This window comes from Streptococcus sp. IMAU 99161 (genome assembly GCF_014435245.1).
Taxonomy (GTDB): Bacteria; Bacillota; Bacilli; order Lactobacillales; family Streptococcaceae; genus Streptococcus; species Streptococcus lactarius.
The window spans coordinates 13,636-32,790 of the sequence record NZ_JAAPAW010000004.1; the positions used below are offsets into that span (position 1 = coordinate 13,636).

A 19,155-nucleotide genomic window follows, 5' to 3' on the forward strand; every position below is an offset into this window, starting at 1 on the left:
CCTCTCTATACCGGGATTTGTATGTAGTTTATAAGGGATTGGAAATTAGTTTTCCAGTCCTTTTTTTCGTCTGTTAAAAAGCTCATTTTTTTCAAAAATTTGCCCCGGTTTGACAAAAATACTACTATGAAAGCGATTTCATTACTAATTAAGGGTAAGATTATAAAAAAATAGCAATAACTAATGATAATTGCTTCCAAAAACCTCCATGGTAGTCTATAATAGTAGGGCAATAAAAAATGTAAATAAGGAGACAACATGTTTTTTAAACGTTCAAACGGTGAATTCCGTGAAACCGATCGTGTCACTCGTTTTAAATTGATTAAATCAGGTAAGAACTGGTTGCGCGCGGCTACTTCTAACTTTGGTCTTTTGAAAGTGATCCGTGGTCAAGTTGAAAAGACTGTCGTGGCTGAAGTTCGTGAAGACGAAGTTTCTGCTACAGAAATGACTAGTCGTGGCTTGTTGAAAGGGATTGTAGCAGCAGGAGCTATTTTTGGTGCAGCTACAGTTGCCAACACTGCAAAGGCTGATGAAACTGGATCAGACGTAGTGACTGCTTCTGAGCTTTCTAGCCAAGCACTTGTAGAGCAAGGAAGTACAGTCCTTGGTACAACTTCAACAACTGAATCTCAATCTGAATCAACTACAGAATCAACTACTGAATCTACAACAGAATCAGCAAGTGCTTCTGCTTCAGTGAGCGCTTCAACTTCTGTTAGTGTATCCGCTTCTCACTCAGCTTCATTGAAGGAACATGCTTCAACAGAAGTTTCAACAGCTTCTAGTGAATCAGCTGTAGTAGCTGGATCTGAATCTGCTTCAGAAACTACTGCACCTGTAAAGACTGAAGACAAAGTTATTTTGGAACAAAATGCTTCAGAAGCAGTCTTGTTGAACAAGATCGCAAGCGACTACTCAGCGACAGTTTCAGTCCCTGAAAAGAAAGCAGCTCTTGATGCCGCAATTGCTAAAGTTCAAACAGAATTGACAGCAAGCAACAGCTTGATCAATGCCAATGCTTCTGCTCAATCATACGCAGACCAACGCGAACGCTTGAGCAAGTCAGTAGATGACATGATGGCAACCTTGACAGCGGCTGGATTTACTGGAAATGCTACTGTAGATGGTGCTCCAGCAGTTACTGCACAGTTGGCACCAATTTCAACAAGAACTAATGGAACGACAGTTCCAGTTATTACAGATGCAAACGGCGCAACAATTGAAGATACTGCCTTCAGCAAATCTGGTTATGCTTTGGATCCAAACGCTAATCGTTTCACTTTCGGTGTATGGCAATTCCTTAAAACAGATCATTCAACTGGGGCGAAAACAAACTTTGATTACTATGCTACTCTTGCAGTAGACCGTTCTGCCATCACTGGTAGCCTTTCAGCTAATCCAGATGTTCACTTGCGTATTGTGAAGAAATCTGATGGTTCAGAAGTCTTCACACGTACCATCCATGCTGGTGAAAGCAATATCTCACTTCCAAGCTACATCACTAATAATAACTCTGATGTAACTAACACCTTGACTTACACAGGTGCTAACGGAACTGATCCAGGTAACGTGACCTTCTCATTGGTGAACGCGAACCTTGAGTATGAGACACTTCAAATTCGTGATACAAACTACCCAGGTAATGAAAACGAAGACAAACCAAACGTTCAAACTTCTGTTCCTTATGCAACAGTTGATCAAACAACTCACTATAAGCTTATTCAAGGTAAGTCTACTCCAGGTCAACTTTACAAACCTACTGGAACTGAAACAGATCTAGCAAGCTACACACAAACAGGTCTTGCAGGACAACAATTTACAGCTTCAAACAACCGTGATATCCCTGGTTACAAGCATGTAGCTGCTACAACAGATTCTACTCAAAAAACATCTGGTATCCTTGGTAAGGGTGTTGTTGGTCAAAAATTGGTCGAACTTCAAGGTGGAGCTAACCATTACTACGTGAAACGTATTTCTGAAATCGTGGATACAAATGGTTCAACTGTAACGAAAATTTATGCTCTTGATCCATCACAAGTAAGCAACTTCAGTGCAAGTGATGTCGGTACAGAAGATGTATCTAAATATACACTTCTCTACACATCATCTGTAAATAAAGCTGGTGACACTTGGAAAGCTACTGAATCGAAAACGACTACTGTAAATAGCAAAAATGGAGATTACCATATTGATGTTGTCGAAACTGCAGGTAGCAACTCCCTAGTAATTACTGGTTGGCAGTCTAATACAGAAAAAGTTAACCTTACGCACGATGAAACCAAAGTGACTGAAGGATACGCAAAACCATTTACAGGGGCACCAGATGTATCATTAACACCAGCTGGTCAAGGAAATAATAAATGGAACTTGATTGCCGGACGTAATGCTGATATTGTTGCGAAGACAAAAGTAACAGATTCCACTGGTAAAGTTTCTTACACAGAATTGAAAGGTTTCTCTTCATTCTCAAATAACTACTCAATTCCAACTGCGATTAAACCATCAACTGATGTGAACTATTACTTCGAGAAATTGGGTGATTCTGAGTCTGCATCTCAATCACAATCATTCTCAAACTCTGCTTCAAACTCACAATCACTTTCAGAAGTAGTGTCTAAATCACAATCAGTATCGCAGTCTGAAGTAGTATCTAAGTCACAATCAGTATCGCAGTCTGAAGTAGTGTCTAAATCACAATCTGTGTCACAATCAACATCAGAAGTTGTATCTAAATCACAATCAGTATCGCAGTCAGAAGTAGTGTCTAAGTCACAATCTGTATCACAATCAACATCAGAAGCTGTATCTAAGTCACAATCAGTATCACAATCAGAGGTTGTTTCTAAGTCACAATCTGTGTCACAATCTGAATCAGAAGTAGTATCTAAGTCAGGATCTCAATCAGAATCTGATACAACATCAGCTTCTAAATCTGCATCAGAATCAGTATCTGCTTCGTTGAGCCAATCAGAAGTTGAATCAGCAAGTGTATCTGAGTCACAATCAGAATCTGCATCAACATCAGCGTCTGAGTCAGCAAGCACATCAGAATCTGTATCAGCATCAGCGTCTGAGTCAGCATCAACATCTGAGTCAGCAAGTGCATCAACATCAGAATCAGCATCATTATCAGCATCAGAATCAGCAAGTGTATCTGAGTCACAATCAGAATCAGCATCATTATCAGCATCTGAGTCAGCAAGCACATCAGGATCTGTATCAGCATCAGCGTCTGAGTCAGCATCAACATCTGAGTCAACAAGTGTGTCAACATCTGAGTCGGCATCATTATCAGCATCTGAGTCAGCTTCAACATCATTATCAGCATCAGAATCAGCATCATTATCAGCATCTGAGTCAGCAAGCACATCAGAATCTGTATCAGCATCAGCGTCTGAGTCAGCAAGTGCGTCAACATCAGAATCAGCAAGTACCTCAGTATCTGAATCAACAAGTGCCTCAGTATCTGAATCGACAAGTACCTCAGTATCTGAATCAACAAGTGCCTCAGTATCTGAATCGACAAGTACCTCAGTATCTGAATCGACAAGTGCCTCAGTATCTGAATCAACAAGTGCCTCAGTATCTGAATCGACAAGTACCTCAGTATCTGAATCGACAAGTACCTCAGTATCTGAGTCAGCAAGTGCCTCAGTATCAGCAAGTCAATCAGCATCGACATCTGCCTCAGCTTCAGTATCAGCAAGTCAGTCAGCATCGACATCTGCTTCAGCTTCAGCATCAGCAAGCCAATCAGTATCAGCGTCTGAATCAACTTCAGCATCAGCAAGCCAATCAGTATCAGCGTCTGAATCAACTTCTGTATCGGTAAGTCAATCAGTATCAGCGTCTGCCTCAGCTTCAGTATCAGCAAGTCAGTCAGCATCGACATCTGCCTCAGCTTCAGTATCAGCAAGCCAATCAGTATCAGCGTCTGAATCAGCTTCAACCTCAGTAAGTCAATCAGTGTCAGCATCTGAATCAACTTCGACCTCAGTAAGTCAATCAGTGTCAGCATCTGAATCAACTTCGACCTCAGTAAGTCAATCAGTGTCAGCATCTGAATCAGTATCAAACTCACTTTCTACATCTGTATCTGTTTCAGCTTCAAATTCTTCATCAATGTCTGAAAGTGAAACACCTAAACAAGGTGAAGTGATCATCACTTACATCCGTGAAAATGATGGTAAAGAAATCCAAAAACCTCGTCAAGATACACCAAACTCACCATATGACACACCATATAACACAACTGAGGAAGGTGAAAAACCTAACACGATCAAGACACCAGATGGTAAGACATACAAGATCGTTCCGAAAGGTGACTATCCAGTAGGTAAAGTTGACGGTGACGGACACCTTGAATCTTCTGACCCAATTAAAGGTAAAGTTGATAAACCTAAATCAACCATTACTTACGTTTACAAAGAAGTGAAGGGTAATGTTTACGTTCACTATGTTGATGTTAATGGTAACAAGATTAAAGACGATGTCACTGATGAAAAAGATCAACCAGTTGATAAAGACTACGATACAGTCGTTGACAACCGTCCACAAACAATCGAGTTCCAAGGTAAGACCTACGAATTGGTACCACAAGGTAACTACCCAGTAGGTCAAGTCGACGAACAAGGTCACTGGAATGGTGATGATGCTACAACAGGTAAAGTCATCGAAGGTGATAAGAATGTTACTTATGTATACAAACTGAAAGAAGATCCAACGAAACCTAAAGAAGGTGACGTTATCATCACTTATGTAGACGAAAAAGGTAAAGAAATCAAGAAACCTCGTCAAGATACGCCAAACTCACCATATGACACTCCATATAACACAACTGAGGAAGGTGAAAAACCTAAGACAATCAAGACACCAGATGGTAAGACATACAAGATCGTACCAAAAGGTGACTACCCAGTAGGTAAAGTTGATAAGGATGGACACTTGGAATCTTCTGATCCAACTAAGGGTAAAGTTGATAAACCACGTTCAATCATCACTTACGTTTACAAAGAAGTGAAAGGTGACGTTTACGTACACTACAAAGACACTGAAGGTAACACCATCAAGACTTCAGTAGTTGACGAAAAAGATCAACCAGTCGACAAAGACTACGATACAGTTGTAGACAACCGTCCAAAAGAAATCCAATACAATGGCAAGACCTATGAATTGGTACCAGCAGGTAGCTACACTGTAGGTAAAGTTGATGGACAAGGTCACCTTGAGTCATCAGACGCTACAACAGGTAAAGTTATCGAAGGACGTAAAGATGTTACATACATCTACAAGCTCAAAGAACAACCAGCACAACCTAAGGGTAACGTTTACGTTCACTACGTAGATGAAAATGGTAACACGATCAAACGTTCTGTTACAGACGAATCTAACCAACCAGTAGGTAAAGATTACGATACAGTTGTGGATAATCGTCCTAAGACAATTGTGACTCCAGATGGTAAAGTTTACGAATTGGTACCACAAGGTAACTACCCAGTAGGTAAAGTTGATGGTGAAGGTCACTTAACGACAACTGATCCAACTACAGGTAAAGTGATCGAAGGTGATAAGAACGTCACTTACGTCTACAAACTTGTGAAAACTCCAAACGTTCCAACACCAAATACTCCAGTACCACCAACTCCAACACCAAACACTCCAGTACCACCAACTCCAACACCAAATACTCCTGTAGATCCAACACCTAATAAACCAATGGATCCAACACCAAATACACCAGTGAACCCAGTTCCTGAGCAACCAGCTCAACCAGCTCCAGCTCTTGAACAACTTCCAAATACTGGTGAAACTGGATCTGTAGCAACCGCTATTCTTGGAGCAGTTGCAGGGGTTGCTGGCGTTGCAGCACTTGGACGTCGCAAAAAAGAAGAAAAATAATCTTCGACTACCATTTCATCCGGTCATTTCATGTATGTGGGACATGAAAAAGGATTCCAGAAAGAGAGCCTTCGGGTTCTCTTTTTGGCTTTTGTTCGCATAAAAATTAGTCTTAATTAGTTACTTTTTGATAAAATTGGTGTATAATAACTCGATATCTTATTTTTAGGGAGCAGGCATGTTTTTTAAACGTTTGAAAGGGGAGTTCCGCGAAACGGAGCGGATCACACGTTTTAAATTGATCAAATCGGGAAAAACTTGGGTGCGGGCGTCCATCTCGCAGTTAGGGCTTTTTCGTGTCCCTCATGCTACTACGTGTGAACCTTTCGAATCAGTATGCCAGCCTGCTCCTAGTTCTTTCTTGAAAGGAATTGTGGCTCTGGGTGCTCTTGCAGGGGCGACAACTCTTGCTAATCCAGTGGTTGCTGAGGAAAATGGTGGGGAAGCAGTGGTTGAATCTGAGACCAATTTATCAACTGGTCTAGTTGGTTCTGATAGCCTTGTCTTGGGGACGACCGCCACTTCGGAGTCATTGGCAGCGAGTCAATCAATGAGTGCATCTGTCTCGCTTTCAGAGACAACTAGCGAAAGCGGTTCTGTAACTCAGTCAGTTTCTTTGAGCGAATCTCACGTTACCAGTCAATTTTCATCTGAATTGCCTACGGAACCGATTGAGAACGTAGCTGAAGCACCAACTCAGCGTTCAGATGAGCAAGTGCAGCGTCTCCAAGCCTTGGCCTTGGATTTGTGCACCTATCGTGAGCAAGCTTTGGAAATCCCTGGGACGGAAACTGCGATTGAGAATGGTGATCTGGCTTTAGAAGCTATTCGAACAGGTTTGTCCAATCCAGCAATTCAAATGGATGCAGTGGAAAGTCAAGCAAAGATCGCTCGCAATCGCTTAGCCAATGCGGTGCTGCGTGCGACATCTGGTCAGCGTGACCCTCGGACAGGTAGCGTGATAACGAAAGAACATGCCTTTCGTGCACCATTTTTCATAAGTGGACCGGGAAATGATCATGTAATCACAGCTTATAATTCAGATCCTATCAAGCTGCAATATATTGTGAGAGAGCGTAATGGTAGCCTTATCCTGACTTATATGGGCTATGCTCCTAATAGTGAGCGGGTCGATGGTGTCTTGGTGCCAAATGCGACCTTGAAGTCTGCCTTTGCACCTATGTTGATTGAAGGGAGAGTAGGTAGTACCGAAATTGTGGAGCCTGGGAAAACCTATCGGATTACTGTTCGGTTCACGAACTCCAATAATCAGTTTATTGATCGCTCTTTCCGTATTAAAGTTTTGCCCCAAAATGATGGAATTCGTAACCCAATTAGGGCTGTGACGACAGAAGTCGTTGTCAATGATCCCAACAATCTGGACCAGGCTGAAAAAGATCAGGTGTGGGAAGCGTTTCGATCTTCCAATCCGAGAATCGTAGGCTCAAAAGATTTCAAGAGTTATTCAGTTTCAGCATCAGGTGTGGTGAGGATTACTTTTAAAGACAACACGGCTAGTGATATGCCGGTGCCTGTGAAAGGTTTACCAGCGCCAACAGTCATGACAAGATTGTTGGAAAAAGCTAATACCCAAACGCCTGTAACTGTAACGGGAGCGAAGCCTGGATCAACCGTTGTTTTGTACAACAATGAGGAAGCAGTCGGAACAGCAGTGGCTGACGCTTCAGGTCGGGCGATAGTGGTTCCTACCGTTCCCTTGCAGTCAGGAGGAGTGAATGCGAAAATTCAGGTCTTATATGGGGATCGTCTCGTCTATTCAGCTGCCAGTAATTATGTGGCGGTGACCATGGATTCGTCGGAATTCAGCCAATCAGTATCTCTTTCGACTAGTCAATTGGAATCGATTGCTACATCACAGTCGGCTTCAACCAGTACCATTGTCTCTCTCTCTGCCTCAGAATCTGTATTCATTTCTGAGTCAGTGAGAGCGTCCCTGTTGAACAGCCAGTCTGGTTCTGAATCTGCCTCAGTCTCCGAATCCCTTAGTGAATCAATTTCAGAATCTATTTTAAGGTCAGAATCGGCAAGTGCATCAGTTTCTGAATCCCAGAATACTTCGGTGATGGAGAGTGAAAGTCAGTCTAGTTCAACTTCTATTTCTGATTCAGTAAGCGCATCTATTTCAGGTTCGATTTCGTATTCCGAGTCAGTCTCATTATCTGAATCTGGAAGTGAATCCCATTCTGCGTCAGTCTCGGAATATCTGTCTGAATCAGTCAGTACATCAGTATTAGTAAGTACCTCAGAGTCGATTTCAAGTTCTGAATCTGTTTCAAATTCAGCATCATTGTCATCGTCAGAATCGATTTCAACCTCCGAGTCAGCTAGTGTTTCGGCTTCAGTGAGCGTCTCTGATTCAGGTTCAATCTCGCACTTCGAGTCAGTTTCAGTATCGGAATCTAGAAGTGAATCCCATTCTGCGTCAGTCTCGGAATATCTGTCTGAATCGGTCAGTACATCAGTATTAGTAAGTACCTCAGAGTCGATTTCAAGTTCTGAATCCGTTTCAAATTCTGTGTCATTATCAGAATCGATTTCAACATCAGAGTCAGCTAGTGTTTCAATTTCAGGATCTCAGAATACATCAGTTCTGGAGAGCCAGTCTAGTTCAACTTCTATTTCTGATTCAGAAAGCAAATTCGTTTCAGGCTCGATCTCGCACTCCGAGTCAGTCTCCAAATCCCTTTCAGCCTCAGTCTCTGACTCAGCACGTATCTCTGAATCGATTAGCATATCTTTATTAGTAAGTGCCTCCGAGTCAATCGTAAGTTCTGAATCCGTTTCAAATTCTGTGTCATTATCGTCGTCAGAATCGCTCTCTTATTCAGCATCAGTCAGTGTTTCAGATTCAGTAAGCGAATCTGTTTCAGGTTCGATCTCGCACTCCGAGTCGGTCTCATTATCTGAATCTGGAAGTGAATACGCTTTGGATAGTGCTTCAACCTCAGTAAGCTTGTCAGTTTCAGAGTCTCAGAGCACTTCTGTCCAGGAAAGTGAATCAATTTCAGTTTCGGTTTCTGATTCAGTGAGCGTCTCTGCTTCAGGCTCAATCTCGCATTCCGAATCGGTCTCAGTGTCTGAATCTAGGAGCGAATCCCTTTCTACTTCAGACTCAGAATCCCTATCTGAATCAGTCAGCATATCTGTATTTGTAAGCACCTCAGAGTCAATTTCAAGTTCTGCCTCAGCATCATTATCGTTGTCAGAATCGCTCTCTTATTCAGATTCAGCAAGTACATCTGCTTCAGTGAGCAGCTCTGATTCGGTCTCAACCTCAACTTTAGAATCGGTTTCAACATCTGAATCTAGAAGTGCATCGTTTTCTGAAAGAGTCTCGGAGTCTTTGCCTGTCTCAGAGTCAATGGTTGAATCTGTCCGGGCTTCAGCCTCAGTCAATGATTCAGTCTCAGTGAGCACCTCAGAGTCCATTTTGATCTCTGAATTCGCTTCAAATTCTGCGTCATTGTCCTTATTTGAATCGGCCTCAACATCGGCCAGTACTTCAGTCTCAGGCTCAACAAGCCATTCTATGTCAATTTCAGAATCTTTACCGTTGTCTGAATTGACCTCAACCTCTGACACAGTTAGTGCTTCTCAGTCACTTAGCCAATCACAACTAGTGATCGAATCATCGAGCAATGTTATCTCTTCTAGTGAATCAGTGTCTCGTACCTCGGATGCCCGTACTTCAGGGAACCTATCTTTATCAACAAATCAAGCGGGTGAAGAACTGCACCATCAGCACTCAGAAGCCCTGCTTCCAAAAACGGGGACAGTAGAGACGACTCACTTTGTAACAGGAGTAGTTGCCTTTCTTGCTGGTCTATCCCTTCTAGGCCTACGGAAACAAAAAGATGAGTAATCTAGTGGGTAAGTAACTCCAATTATCTAGCGAAGGTTGGACACTTGTCCAGCCTTTTTGAGTGCCTTGCAAAAGAAATTGAAAGAATGATGAAACTTTTCATGAAATGTGAAAGCGGATACAGAAATATATTTGCTTTTGGTAACAAATTACTTGAATCTGCATAGCATTCTTGTATAATAATAGTAACTAGATTATATGAGTACAAGGGGTATACCATGCAATTTAAGCGTGCAAAGGGAAACTTTCGGGAAACGGATCGTGTCGTTCGCTTTAAATTAATCAAATCAGGTAAAAATTGGCTTCGGGCATCAACTGCTGCTCTAGGACTCTTTCGTGTGGTTCGGGGGCAAGTAGAGGAGATGGTCAATGCCGAAGTTCCAGAAGATAGTGGTCGTCTTCATAAAGATGGCCAACAGTTATTAAAAGGCTTGGTTGCTGTAGGAACTGTATTTGGAGGAGCTGTTGTGGCTACGACGGCTCAAGCAGAAGAAGTGGCATCTCTTGCGCCGACTGTGTCTGAAACTAAAAAAGAGACATTGGTAGAAGCAGATAGCGTAATTCTTTCTAAGACATCCTCGCTAGATTCTGCCTCCGCTTCTCTATCAACCTCTACCAGTCTTTCTGAAACGACTTCTATTTCCATCAGTGGGCAAGAATCTACCAGTTTGTCAAGCGTTTCTAGTGAATCCACACAAGTTCTAGCTTCAGAATCTGCGGTAGATGAACCAGCGACTACAGATGAAGCTCCCCTACTGGAACAAAACGCTTCTGAAGCAGATCTGCTCCAACAAATCGCAGGGAAATACGCTGCTCAGATACCAGTGCCTGAGCGTAAGGCAGCTTTGGAAGCAGTCATCAATAAGCTACAATCGGAAGTAGCGACTAGCTATCGTTTGGTCCATACTAATGCCAGTGCGCAAGCTTATGCCGAGCAACGCGATCGCTTGGGCAAAGCAGTTGATGAGATGATGACCACCTTAACAGCTGCAGGCTTTGTAGGAAACTCCAATGTAAATGGGAAGCCAGCTATCTCAGCTCAATTGTCTCCAATTTATGAGGAAGTCTATACTGCACCTGATATTTTAGATATAAAACCCAATCCAGATGATCCAAACGGTGCCAGTGTAGAAGACCCCACTCTTGATACACCAGGTTATCTTAAAGATCCTCATCTTGATAAAGATGCTTTAAAGCTTACACCTGAAGAACTTAAAATGTATGCAGATAACCCCTACTTGCATCGCTATACATTTGGAATTTGGGAATTTGTAAATAAACAAGGAAACTCGCTCGGTTACTATGCGACCATGTCGATTGATACCAGTGAAATAGCCCCAGACAAACGAAAAGGAATGGATGTTTATTTCCGTATTGTTCGGAAATCAGATGGGGCAGAGATTTTTTCACAAACAGTATCTCCAAGTAGAACGGGAGAAGAGATCCAATTACCAAAAGAAGTATTGATTGGTGAAGCTCCACTTGGAAACTGGGTTTACAATTCGATACCTTCTGAAGATAACGCGACTTTTGGAATTGTGACGCAAGTTATTCCGGATCAAGCTGTCTTGTTCCGCAGTATTTATGATGTCATGGAGCCTTCGAATCAAGGAAAATTAATTCTAACGTATCCTCGTATCAAAATTCCCTCTATGGTAGGGCAACAATCAACATTTTATAGAGAAGTTGATCCCTATGCTTATCCCTACACTACAGAGTACCAACCAACGGGAAGAGAAAGAGCGTTAATGGAATATAAAATCTATGGGTTGGAAGGCCAACACTATACGGCTTCAAATCCGCGCGAATTCCCAGGTTACGTACAAGTTGCAGCAAGAAATATATCTCCAAATTGGAAAAGTGGGATATTTGATAATAGTAAGAATGGAAAGTCAACAATTGAATTACTAGGTGATGCGCGTGAGCATTTCATTAAAAGTGAAGTTGTCCAGTTGAATCAGAATGGTGATTATTCACTTCGCTACTATGTTTTAGATCCTTCTAAAATTCATGATGTTAGTAGTGGCGATTTAGGCAATACTCAAGTGACTAATGTTTATACACTTGTTTATGAAAAAGACTTTAATCAGGATCGTACGGATAATCTTACTGATTTAGGTGGAACCCGTAGGGTTGAAAGTCAAAACAAGGATTACTTCCTGAATGTGACACCAAGACGGATAGATGAACAACATTTAGAGTTGGATATTACGGGATGGTTCTCTACTAAGGAGACGGTTACTTATACAGATGAGAAAACAGGGATTGAATATACAGTTCCAAAACCATTCACGGAACTTCCAAGCTCACCGTCTGTTAGTAATAATTCAACCATGATTGTAGGAGAGGATGCGACGCCTCACGGAGCAGACGGCTTCTCTAACTTCAAACAAACAATCAAAAAATATGTAGTCCCATACCCATTAATCAGTACCACTTATTATTATCGGAGAATGACACCGTCAGAATCTGCCTCACAATCGCAAAGTTTCTCGACTTCAGCGTCTATCTCAGAGAGTGAGTCACCAACCTCTGAGTCTGCCTCTCGATCACAGTCAGAAGCTAATTCAAAAAATCAGTCGCTGGCAGTGAGTGAATCTTCTGAATCCTTATCGCTATCTGTCTCTACAAGCGAATCTACAGTGCTCGTATCACGATCTATTTCTATGAGCCAATCGGAGTCCTTGGTACAAGCTTCAGCTTCCGTAAGTCAATCTGAGTCGTTGGTGCAAGCTTCAATCTCAGCTAGTCGATCAGAATCGTTGGTCCAAGCTTCGCTTTCTGCGAGCCAATCAGAGTCACAAGTACAAGCCTCGGTTTCGGCGAGTCAATCCGAATCGCAAGTCCAAGCCTCAGTTTCGGCAAGCCAATCAGAGTCACAAGTACAAGCTTCGGTTTCTGCGAGCCAATCAGAGTCACAAGTCCGAGAATCGATTTCAGCAAGTCGATCAGAATCACAAGTCCGAGAATCACGTTCAGTGAGCCAGTCTGAGTCGCAGGTTCTAGCATCGATTTCAGCAAGCCAGTCAGAGTCGTTGGTTCAAGCTTCAACATCTGCGAGTCAATCTGAATCGCTGGTTAAAGAATCAATTTCCGCAAGCCAATCAGAATCGCAGGCTCAAGCCTCGACTTCAGCAAGTCAATCCGAATCGTTAATTAAAGCCTCGACTTCAGCGAGCCAGTCAGAATCGATGGTCCAAGCTTCGGCTTCAGTGAGCCAGTCAGAGTCACAAGTACAAGCCTCGACTTCAGCAAGTCAGTCAGAGTCGTTGGTTAAAGAATCAATTTCCGCGAGTCAGTCAGAGTCGCAAGTTCAAGTTTCGACTTCAGCAAGTCAATCTGAGTCGTTGGTTCAAGCTTCAATCTCAGCTAGTCGATCAGAATCGATGGTCCAAGCTTCGGTTTCGGCGAGCCAATCAGAGTCACAAGTACAAGCCTCGACTTCAGCAAGTCAATCAGAATCACAGGTTCAAGCTTCAGCTTCCGTAAGCCAATCAGAGTCGCAAGTTCAAGTTTCGACTTCAGCGAGTCAATCCGAATCGCAAGTACGAGAATCGATTTCGGCAAGCAAATCTGAATCACAAGTTCAAGCTTCGGTTTCGGCGAGTCAGTCAGAGTCGCAAGTCCAAACTTCGGTTTCCGCGAGCCAATCAGAGTCGCAAGTCCGAGAATCACGTTCAGTGAGCCAGTCTGAGTCGCAAGTTCAAGCTTCGATTTCGGTAAGTCAATCTGAGTCACAGGTTCAAGCCTCAACTTCAGCGAGCCAGTCCGAGTCCTTGGTTCAAGCCTCGGTTTCAGTAAGTCAGTCTGAATTACAGGTTAGAGAATCGACTTCAGCAAGTCAGTCAGAATCGCAAGTTCAATCTTCAATTTCCGCAAGCCAGTCAGAATCACAAGTTCAATCTTCAATTTCCGCAAGCCAATCTGAATCGCAGGTTAAAGAATCAGTTTCGGCAAGTCAGTCCGAATCGTTGGTTAAAGAATTGGTTTCTGCAAGCGAATCTGAATCGTTAATTAAAGTTTCGGTTTCAGCAAGTCAGGCTGAGTCGTTGGTTCAAGCTTCAATCTCAGCTAGTCGATCAGAATCGCAAGTCCGAGAATCGATTTCGGCAAGCCAATCAGAGTCACAAGTACAAGCTTCGATCTCTGCAAGCCAGTCTGAGTCACAGATTCAAGCTTCAATCTCAGCAAGCCAATCTGAATCACAAGTTCAAGCTTCGACTTCAGCGAGCCAATCTGAGTCACAAGTACAAGCTTCGGTTTCTGCGAGCCAATCTGAGTCACAAGTACAAGCTTCGACTTCAGCTAGCCAGTCCGAATCGCAAGTTCAAGCTTCGATTTCGGTAAGCCAATCTGAATCACAAGTACAAGCATCGATTTCAGCAAGCCAGTCCGAATCGCAAGTTCAAGCCTCAACTTCAGCGAGCCAATCTGAATCCCAAGGCCAAGCTTCGATTTCGGTAAGTCAATCTGAGTCACAAGTTAAAGAATCAGTTTCGGCAAGTAAATCTGAGTCACAGGTTAAAGCCTCGACTTCAGCGAGTCAATCAGAATCGTTGGTTAAAGCCTCGGTTTCAGTAAGTCAGTCAGAGTCGTTGGTACAAGCTTCGGTTTCGGCAAGTCAATCCGAATTGCAAGTTCAAGTATCGACTTCAGCAAGCCAATCTGATTCGTTGGTTAAAGAATCAATTTCCGCGAGTCAGTCAGAGTCATTGGTTCAAGCTTCGACTTCAGCGAGTCAATCCGAATCGCAAGTCCAAGCCTCGACTTCGGCGAGTCAGTCAGAGTCGCAAGTTCAAGCTTCGACTTCAGCGAGTCAATCCGAATCTCAAGTTCAAGCCTCGACTTCAGCAAGTCAATCAGAATCGTTAGTTCAAGCTTCAATCTCTGCAAGTCAGTCAGAGTCCTTAGTCCAAGCTTCAATCTCAGCAAGCCAATCTGAGTCGCAAGTCCGAGCATCGATTTCAGCAAGTCAATCTGAGTCACAGGTTCAAGCCTCGACTTCAGCAAGTCAATCTGAGTCGTTGGTCCAAGCTTCGGTTTCGGCAAGCCAATCCGAATCCCAAGTTCAAGCTTCGGTTTCAGCGAGTCAATCAGAATCGTTGGTTCAAGCCTCAGTTTCGGCAAGCAAATCTGAATCCCAGGTTCAAGCTTCGATTTCTGCAAGTCAATCTGACTCACAAGTTCAAGCTTCGATCTCTGCAAGCCAGTCTGAGTCACAGATTCAAGCTTCAATCTCAGCAAGCAAATCTGAATCACAAGTTCAAGAATCGGTTTCGGCAAGTCAGTCAGAATCATTATCTGATGTGGTATCTAAATCAACTTCCTTGTCCCAATCGCAGTCAACATCCGCTGTTGGATCGAAGGAAGTAGTTTCTCAACTTGTTTCTTTGTCTCAATCTACTTCGATGAGCGAGAAAATTTCTGAATCAGCCTTAGTGAGCCAATCTGAATCCTTGGTTCAAGCATCAACTTCAGCAAGTCAATCTGAGTCGTTGGTACAAGCTTCAATTTCAGCAAGTCAATCTGATTCACAAGTTCAAGCTTCAATTTTCGCAAGCGAATCTGACTCCCAAGTCCAAGCTTCAATCTCTGCCAGCCAGTCCGAATCGCAAGTTCAAGCCTTGACTTCAGCGAGTCAATCTGACTCACAAGTTCAAGCTTCGATTTCAGCGAGTCAATCCGAATCGTTGGTTCAAGAATCAATTTTGGCGAGTCAGTCAGAGTCACAGGATAAAGAATCGCTTTCTGCGAACCAATCCGAATCGTTGTCTGATGTAGCATCCAAATCAACTTCTTTGTCCCAATCGCAGTCGACATCAGCCGTTGGATCGAAGGAAGTAGTTTCTCAACTGGCTTCCTTGTCTCAGTCTGTTTCGATGAGTGAGAAACTTTCTGAATCGGCCTCAGCGAGTCAGTCAGAGTCGCAAGTACGAGAATCGATTTCGGCAATCCAGTCTGAGTCCTTGGTCCAAGCTTCGGTTTCGGCAAGCCAATCTGAATCCTTGGTTCGAGAATCACTTTCAGCAAGCAAGTCTGAATTGCAAGTCCAAGAATCGCTTTCTGTGAGCCAATCCGAATCGTTGGTTCAAGCCTCGATTTTAGCGAGCCAATCAGAATCGTTGGTTCAAGCCTCGATTTTAGCGAGCCAATCTGAATCACAGGTTCGAGAATCAGCTTCAGCAAGCCAATCTGAGTCACAGGTTCAAGAATCAGTTTCGGTAAGCCAGTCAGAGTCACAAGTCCAAGCTTCAGCTTCCGTAAGTCAATCTGAGTCACAAGTCCAAGCTTCAGCTTCCGTAAGTCAATCTGAGTCACAAGCCCAAGCTTCGGCTTCAGCAAGTCAATCTGAGTCCTTGCTCCAAGCTTCAATTTCAGCAAGTCAATCTGAATCGCAATCTCAAGCTTCAATGTCTGCTAACCAATCCGAATCACAGCCTGTTTCAAGATCTGTCAAGGTGTCTTATGCGAGAAACTTCTCAAGTAATAGGTCTGCTACGGAACTGGTAATGGCTTCCTCTAGCTTGTCTCACTCAGTTTCTGAGACAGAGACTGAACCAGCACGTCTGGCTTCTAGCCGAGACAAGGTGACTCCTTCTCTACCTGATACGGGAGGAAGAGCTTTGTCTGGTATTTTTGCCACAGGAGTTTCTGCCCTATTATCAGGATTATCTCTCCTAGGTTTCCGTAAAAAAGATAGCCGCTAGTCCATGTGAACTAAAAAGACCGTCTCTCATTGCCGAGAGATGGTCTTTTGGTTGTCGGAGATGTGAAAGAAGAGAGGGATGTGTTATAATGAATGAGGAAGTTTCTGTGAAATAGATGGAGAAGAATACAGGCCAAAGAGGATCGGAGCCCTTTTCTCCTCGTGATTTCACGAAATTTGAAATTGAACGAACAGTTAGAGGAAAGAGATGAAAATCCATTTTACAAATTTATTCGGGCAGTCTCCTCAGAGCGTAGCCTTGATGGCCCAAAACGATATCATGAATGTGGTGCGTGAATTGGGAGTGAACGAATTAGGGATTTATTTCTATGATCATAGCAATGAACCAGAGGGCGAACTGAATTCGCGAATGGATGGGATTTTGGCGAGTGTTGCTTTTGGAGATATTGTCTTTGTGCAATCTCCTTCATGGAATGGGATTGAGTGGGATCGCCGTTTAGTTGATAAGTTAAAACTTCTTCAAACCAAGCTAGTCATGTTCATCCATGATGTCCCACCACTCATGTTTGAAAGCAATTACGATCTTATGCCTGCATACATCGACATGTACAATCAGAGTGATCTGGTGATCGTCCCGTCAGAGCAGATGTACCGCCACCTGGTGTCAGAAGGCCTGATTGTGAAGAAATTTGTTGTACAAAAATTATGGGACTTGACCCACAGTTTGGATCTCTATACTCCCCAATTTGAGAAAAAACTAATCTTTTCAGGCAATCCTTCACGCTTCCCCCATATTATTGACTGGAAATATGATACACCGCTTCATGTCTATGCAGAGCCAGTTGAAGGAGTCGATTATACTAAGGTTCATATGGAAGGCTGGCGGACCAAGCAGGAGTTGCTTTTAGAGCTTTCCAAAGGTGGTTTCGGTCTTGTCTGGGGAAATTCAGAGCATCCGGAGGATGAGAGGGATTACTACAAGGAAAATATTTCCTACAAATTATCGACCTATCTATCAGCGGGTCTTCCGGTAGTCGTGCCAGATTATGTATCAAATGTAGACTATATCCAAGAAAAAGGGCTGGGATTTGTAGCATCTAGTCTCGAAGAAGCCAATCGTCTGGTCCAAGAATGTACAGAAGAAGAGTACGCTCAAATGGTTCAAAAAGCCCAATACACTTCTTACTTGATTCGCAATGGCTATTTTACAAAGAAATTATTTGTCGATGCCTTGATGGCTTTAGGGGAGTAAGATCATCTCAAACAAGATTCTTCAGATCATTATCTGGAGAATTTTTTATTGAAATCGGTACCAAATGGTTCATTTGAAATATTATCAAAGATTAGTGACAAATGAGTTTGGAAACGTCGCAAATTATGGTAAAATAAGTTGAGATAAAATGCCTGTACAGCATAGATTTAGAGGCTCATTTCCGAGATGGAGGAGTCAACGAGTGGAAGAGAAAGTTTAAAAAGAAATGTTAAAACGATCTGAAATAGGAAAGCGATTTTGTTGGACGATTTTTTTCGTCTTTATTTATGTTTTGGGAAGTAAAATTTCCCTGCCTTTTGTGGACCTGTCTAAGGCCTTGAGACTCAACGAAGGGACGGCAACTGGCTTGCAGCTCTCAAGTGCTGTGATGGGAGGAAATCTCCGTGGCATGTCTATCTTTTCGATCGGCCTTTCTCCTTGGATGTCCTCTATGATTTTATGGCGGATGTTTACCGTTTCAAAACGCTTTAACCTCGAAAAAACCAGCTCAGAGATTGTGGAGCGTCGAAAGATGTACGTGACCTTGGCGCTTGCGATTGTCCAGTCCCTGGCTGTGGCCATGTATTTGCCGTTGAAGACAGGCTTGAACTCTGGGCTTGTCATTACGGTCAATACCATGATTATGGTGGCAGGTGCCTTCTTTTTGGTTTGGCTATCCGATCTAAATGCGGCCTTGGGACTTGGAAGTTCGGTGGTCATCATGATGGCTGGTATGGTCCTCTACCTTCCAGAAGACGTGATGCAGACCCTTTCAAATGTCAATAATATCCCACCTATCGCCTATCTTGTCGCTGTGATTTTCCTCTTCGTATTTGTGTTTGTCGCTGTCCTTGTAGAGTACGCCAAGTATCAAATCCCTGTCAATAAATTGGGGATTCATAATGATCTCAAGAGTTATACCTTTTTGGATATCAAGCTCAACCCGGCTGGTGGCATGCCTTTCATGTATGCCATGACCCTGGTGTCCATTCCTCAGTATGCTATGCTCTTGATCTTGTCCATGGATTCCAATGCCAAATGGGCTGCTCAGTTGGCCAAGCACTTGGTGATGGGAGACCCGATGTGGATTCTTCTATACATTCTCATGATTGGAATTCTCTCTTTTGCCTTTGCTTTTGTCAATGTCAATGGTGAAGAAATTGCGGATAAAATGATGAAGGCTTCAGAGTATATCGACTATATCTATCCTGGAGCAGATACCCGCCACTATATCAATGGAATCGTGCTACGTTTGACGGTTTTTGGAACTCTGTATTTGATCCTCTTTACCGCCCTTCCTTTTTCTGTCTTGCTATGGGATAAGGAACTTTTGCGATTGACCATGATTCCAGGGACTTTTCTTATGTTTGTCGGAATGATTTACAATATTCGTGAAGAAATCCGTGCCCTTCGTGTCAATCAACGTTATACAAGAATATTCTAGGAGTCACC

5 protein-coding genes are annotated in these 19,155 nt (G+C 43.0%); all 5 read left to right on the top strand.

Annotated features, from left to right (window positions below; translation table 11 throughout):
• Positions 1-258 precede the first annotated feature (258 nt).
• On the top strand, positions 259-5,901 hold the full coding sequence (locus HA044_RS10090) for an accessory Sec-dependent serine-rich glycoprotein adhesin (RefSeq protein WP_187538598.1): 5,643 nt from the start codon (positions 259-261) through the stop codon (positions 5,899-5,901).
• A gap of 178 nt (positions 5,902-6,079) precedes the next feature.
• On the top strand, positions 6,080-9,784 hold the full coding sequence (locus HA044_RS01465; protein ID WP_187538600.1) for a KxYKxGKxW signal peptide domain-containing protein: 3,705 nt from the start codon (positions 6,080-6,082) through the stop codon (positions 9,782-9,784).
• Between the two features lie 218 nt (positions 9,785-10,002).
• Positions 10,003-16,491 carry an accessory Sec-dependent serine-rich glycoprotein adhesin gene (locus HA044_RS01470; RefSeq protein ID WP_187538602.1) on the top strand — a complete coding sequence of 2,163 codons (6,489 nt, stop codon included), beginning with the start codon at positions 10,003-10,005 and terminating at the stop codon, positions 16,489-16,491.
• 207 nt (positions 16,492-16,698) lie between these two features.
• A complete protein-coding gene (locus HA044_RS01475; RefSeq protein ID WP_187538604.1) occupies positions 16,699-17,703 on the top strand; it encodes a sugar transferase in 1,005 nt (334 codons plus the stop codon).
• A 226-nt stretch (positions 17,704-17,929) separates the two neighbouring features.
• Complete coding sequence (secY2, locus tag HA044_RS01480) at positions 17,930-19,147, top strand: accessory Sec system protein translocase subunit SecY2 (protein WP_187538605.1); 1,218 nt, start codon at positions 17,930-17,932, stop codon at positions 19,145-19,147.
• Positions 19,148-19,155: the final 8 nt, after the last annotated feature.

Bases quoted from the DNA above. Each gene is read 5' to 3' on its own strand.
- HA044_RS01475 (WP_187538604.1), top strand. From the start codon at position 16,699: ATGAAAATCCATTTTACAAATTTATTCGGGCAGTCTCCTCAGAGCGTA.
- HA044_RS01465 (WP_187538600.1), top strand. From the start codon at position 6,080: ATGTTTTTTAAACGTTTGAAAGGGGAGTTCCGCGAAACGGAGCGGATC.
- HA044_RS01470 (WP_187538602.1), top strand. From the start codon at position 10,003: ATGCAATTTAAGCGTGCAAAGGGAAACTTTCGGGAAACGGATCGTGTC.
- secY2 (WP_187538605.1), top strand. From the start codon at position 17,930: ATGTTAAAACGATCTGAAATAGGAAAGCGATTTTGTTGGACGATTTTT.
- HA044_RS10090 (WP_187538598.1), top strand. From the start codon at position 259: ATGTTTTTTAAACGTTCAAACGGTGAATTCCGTGAAACCGATCGTGTC.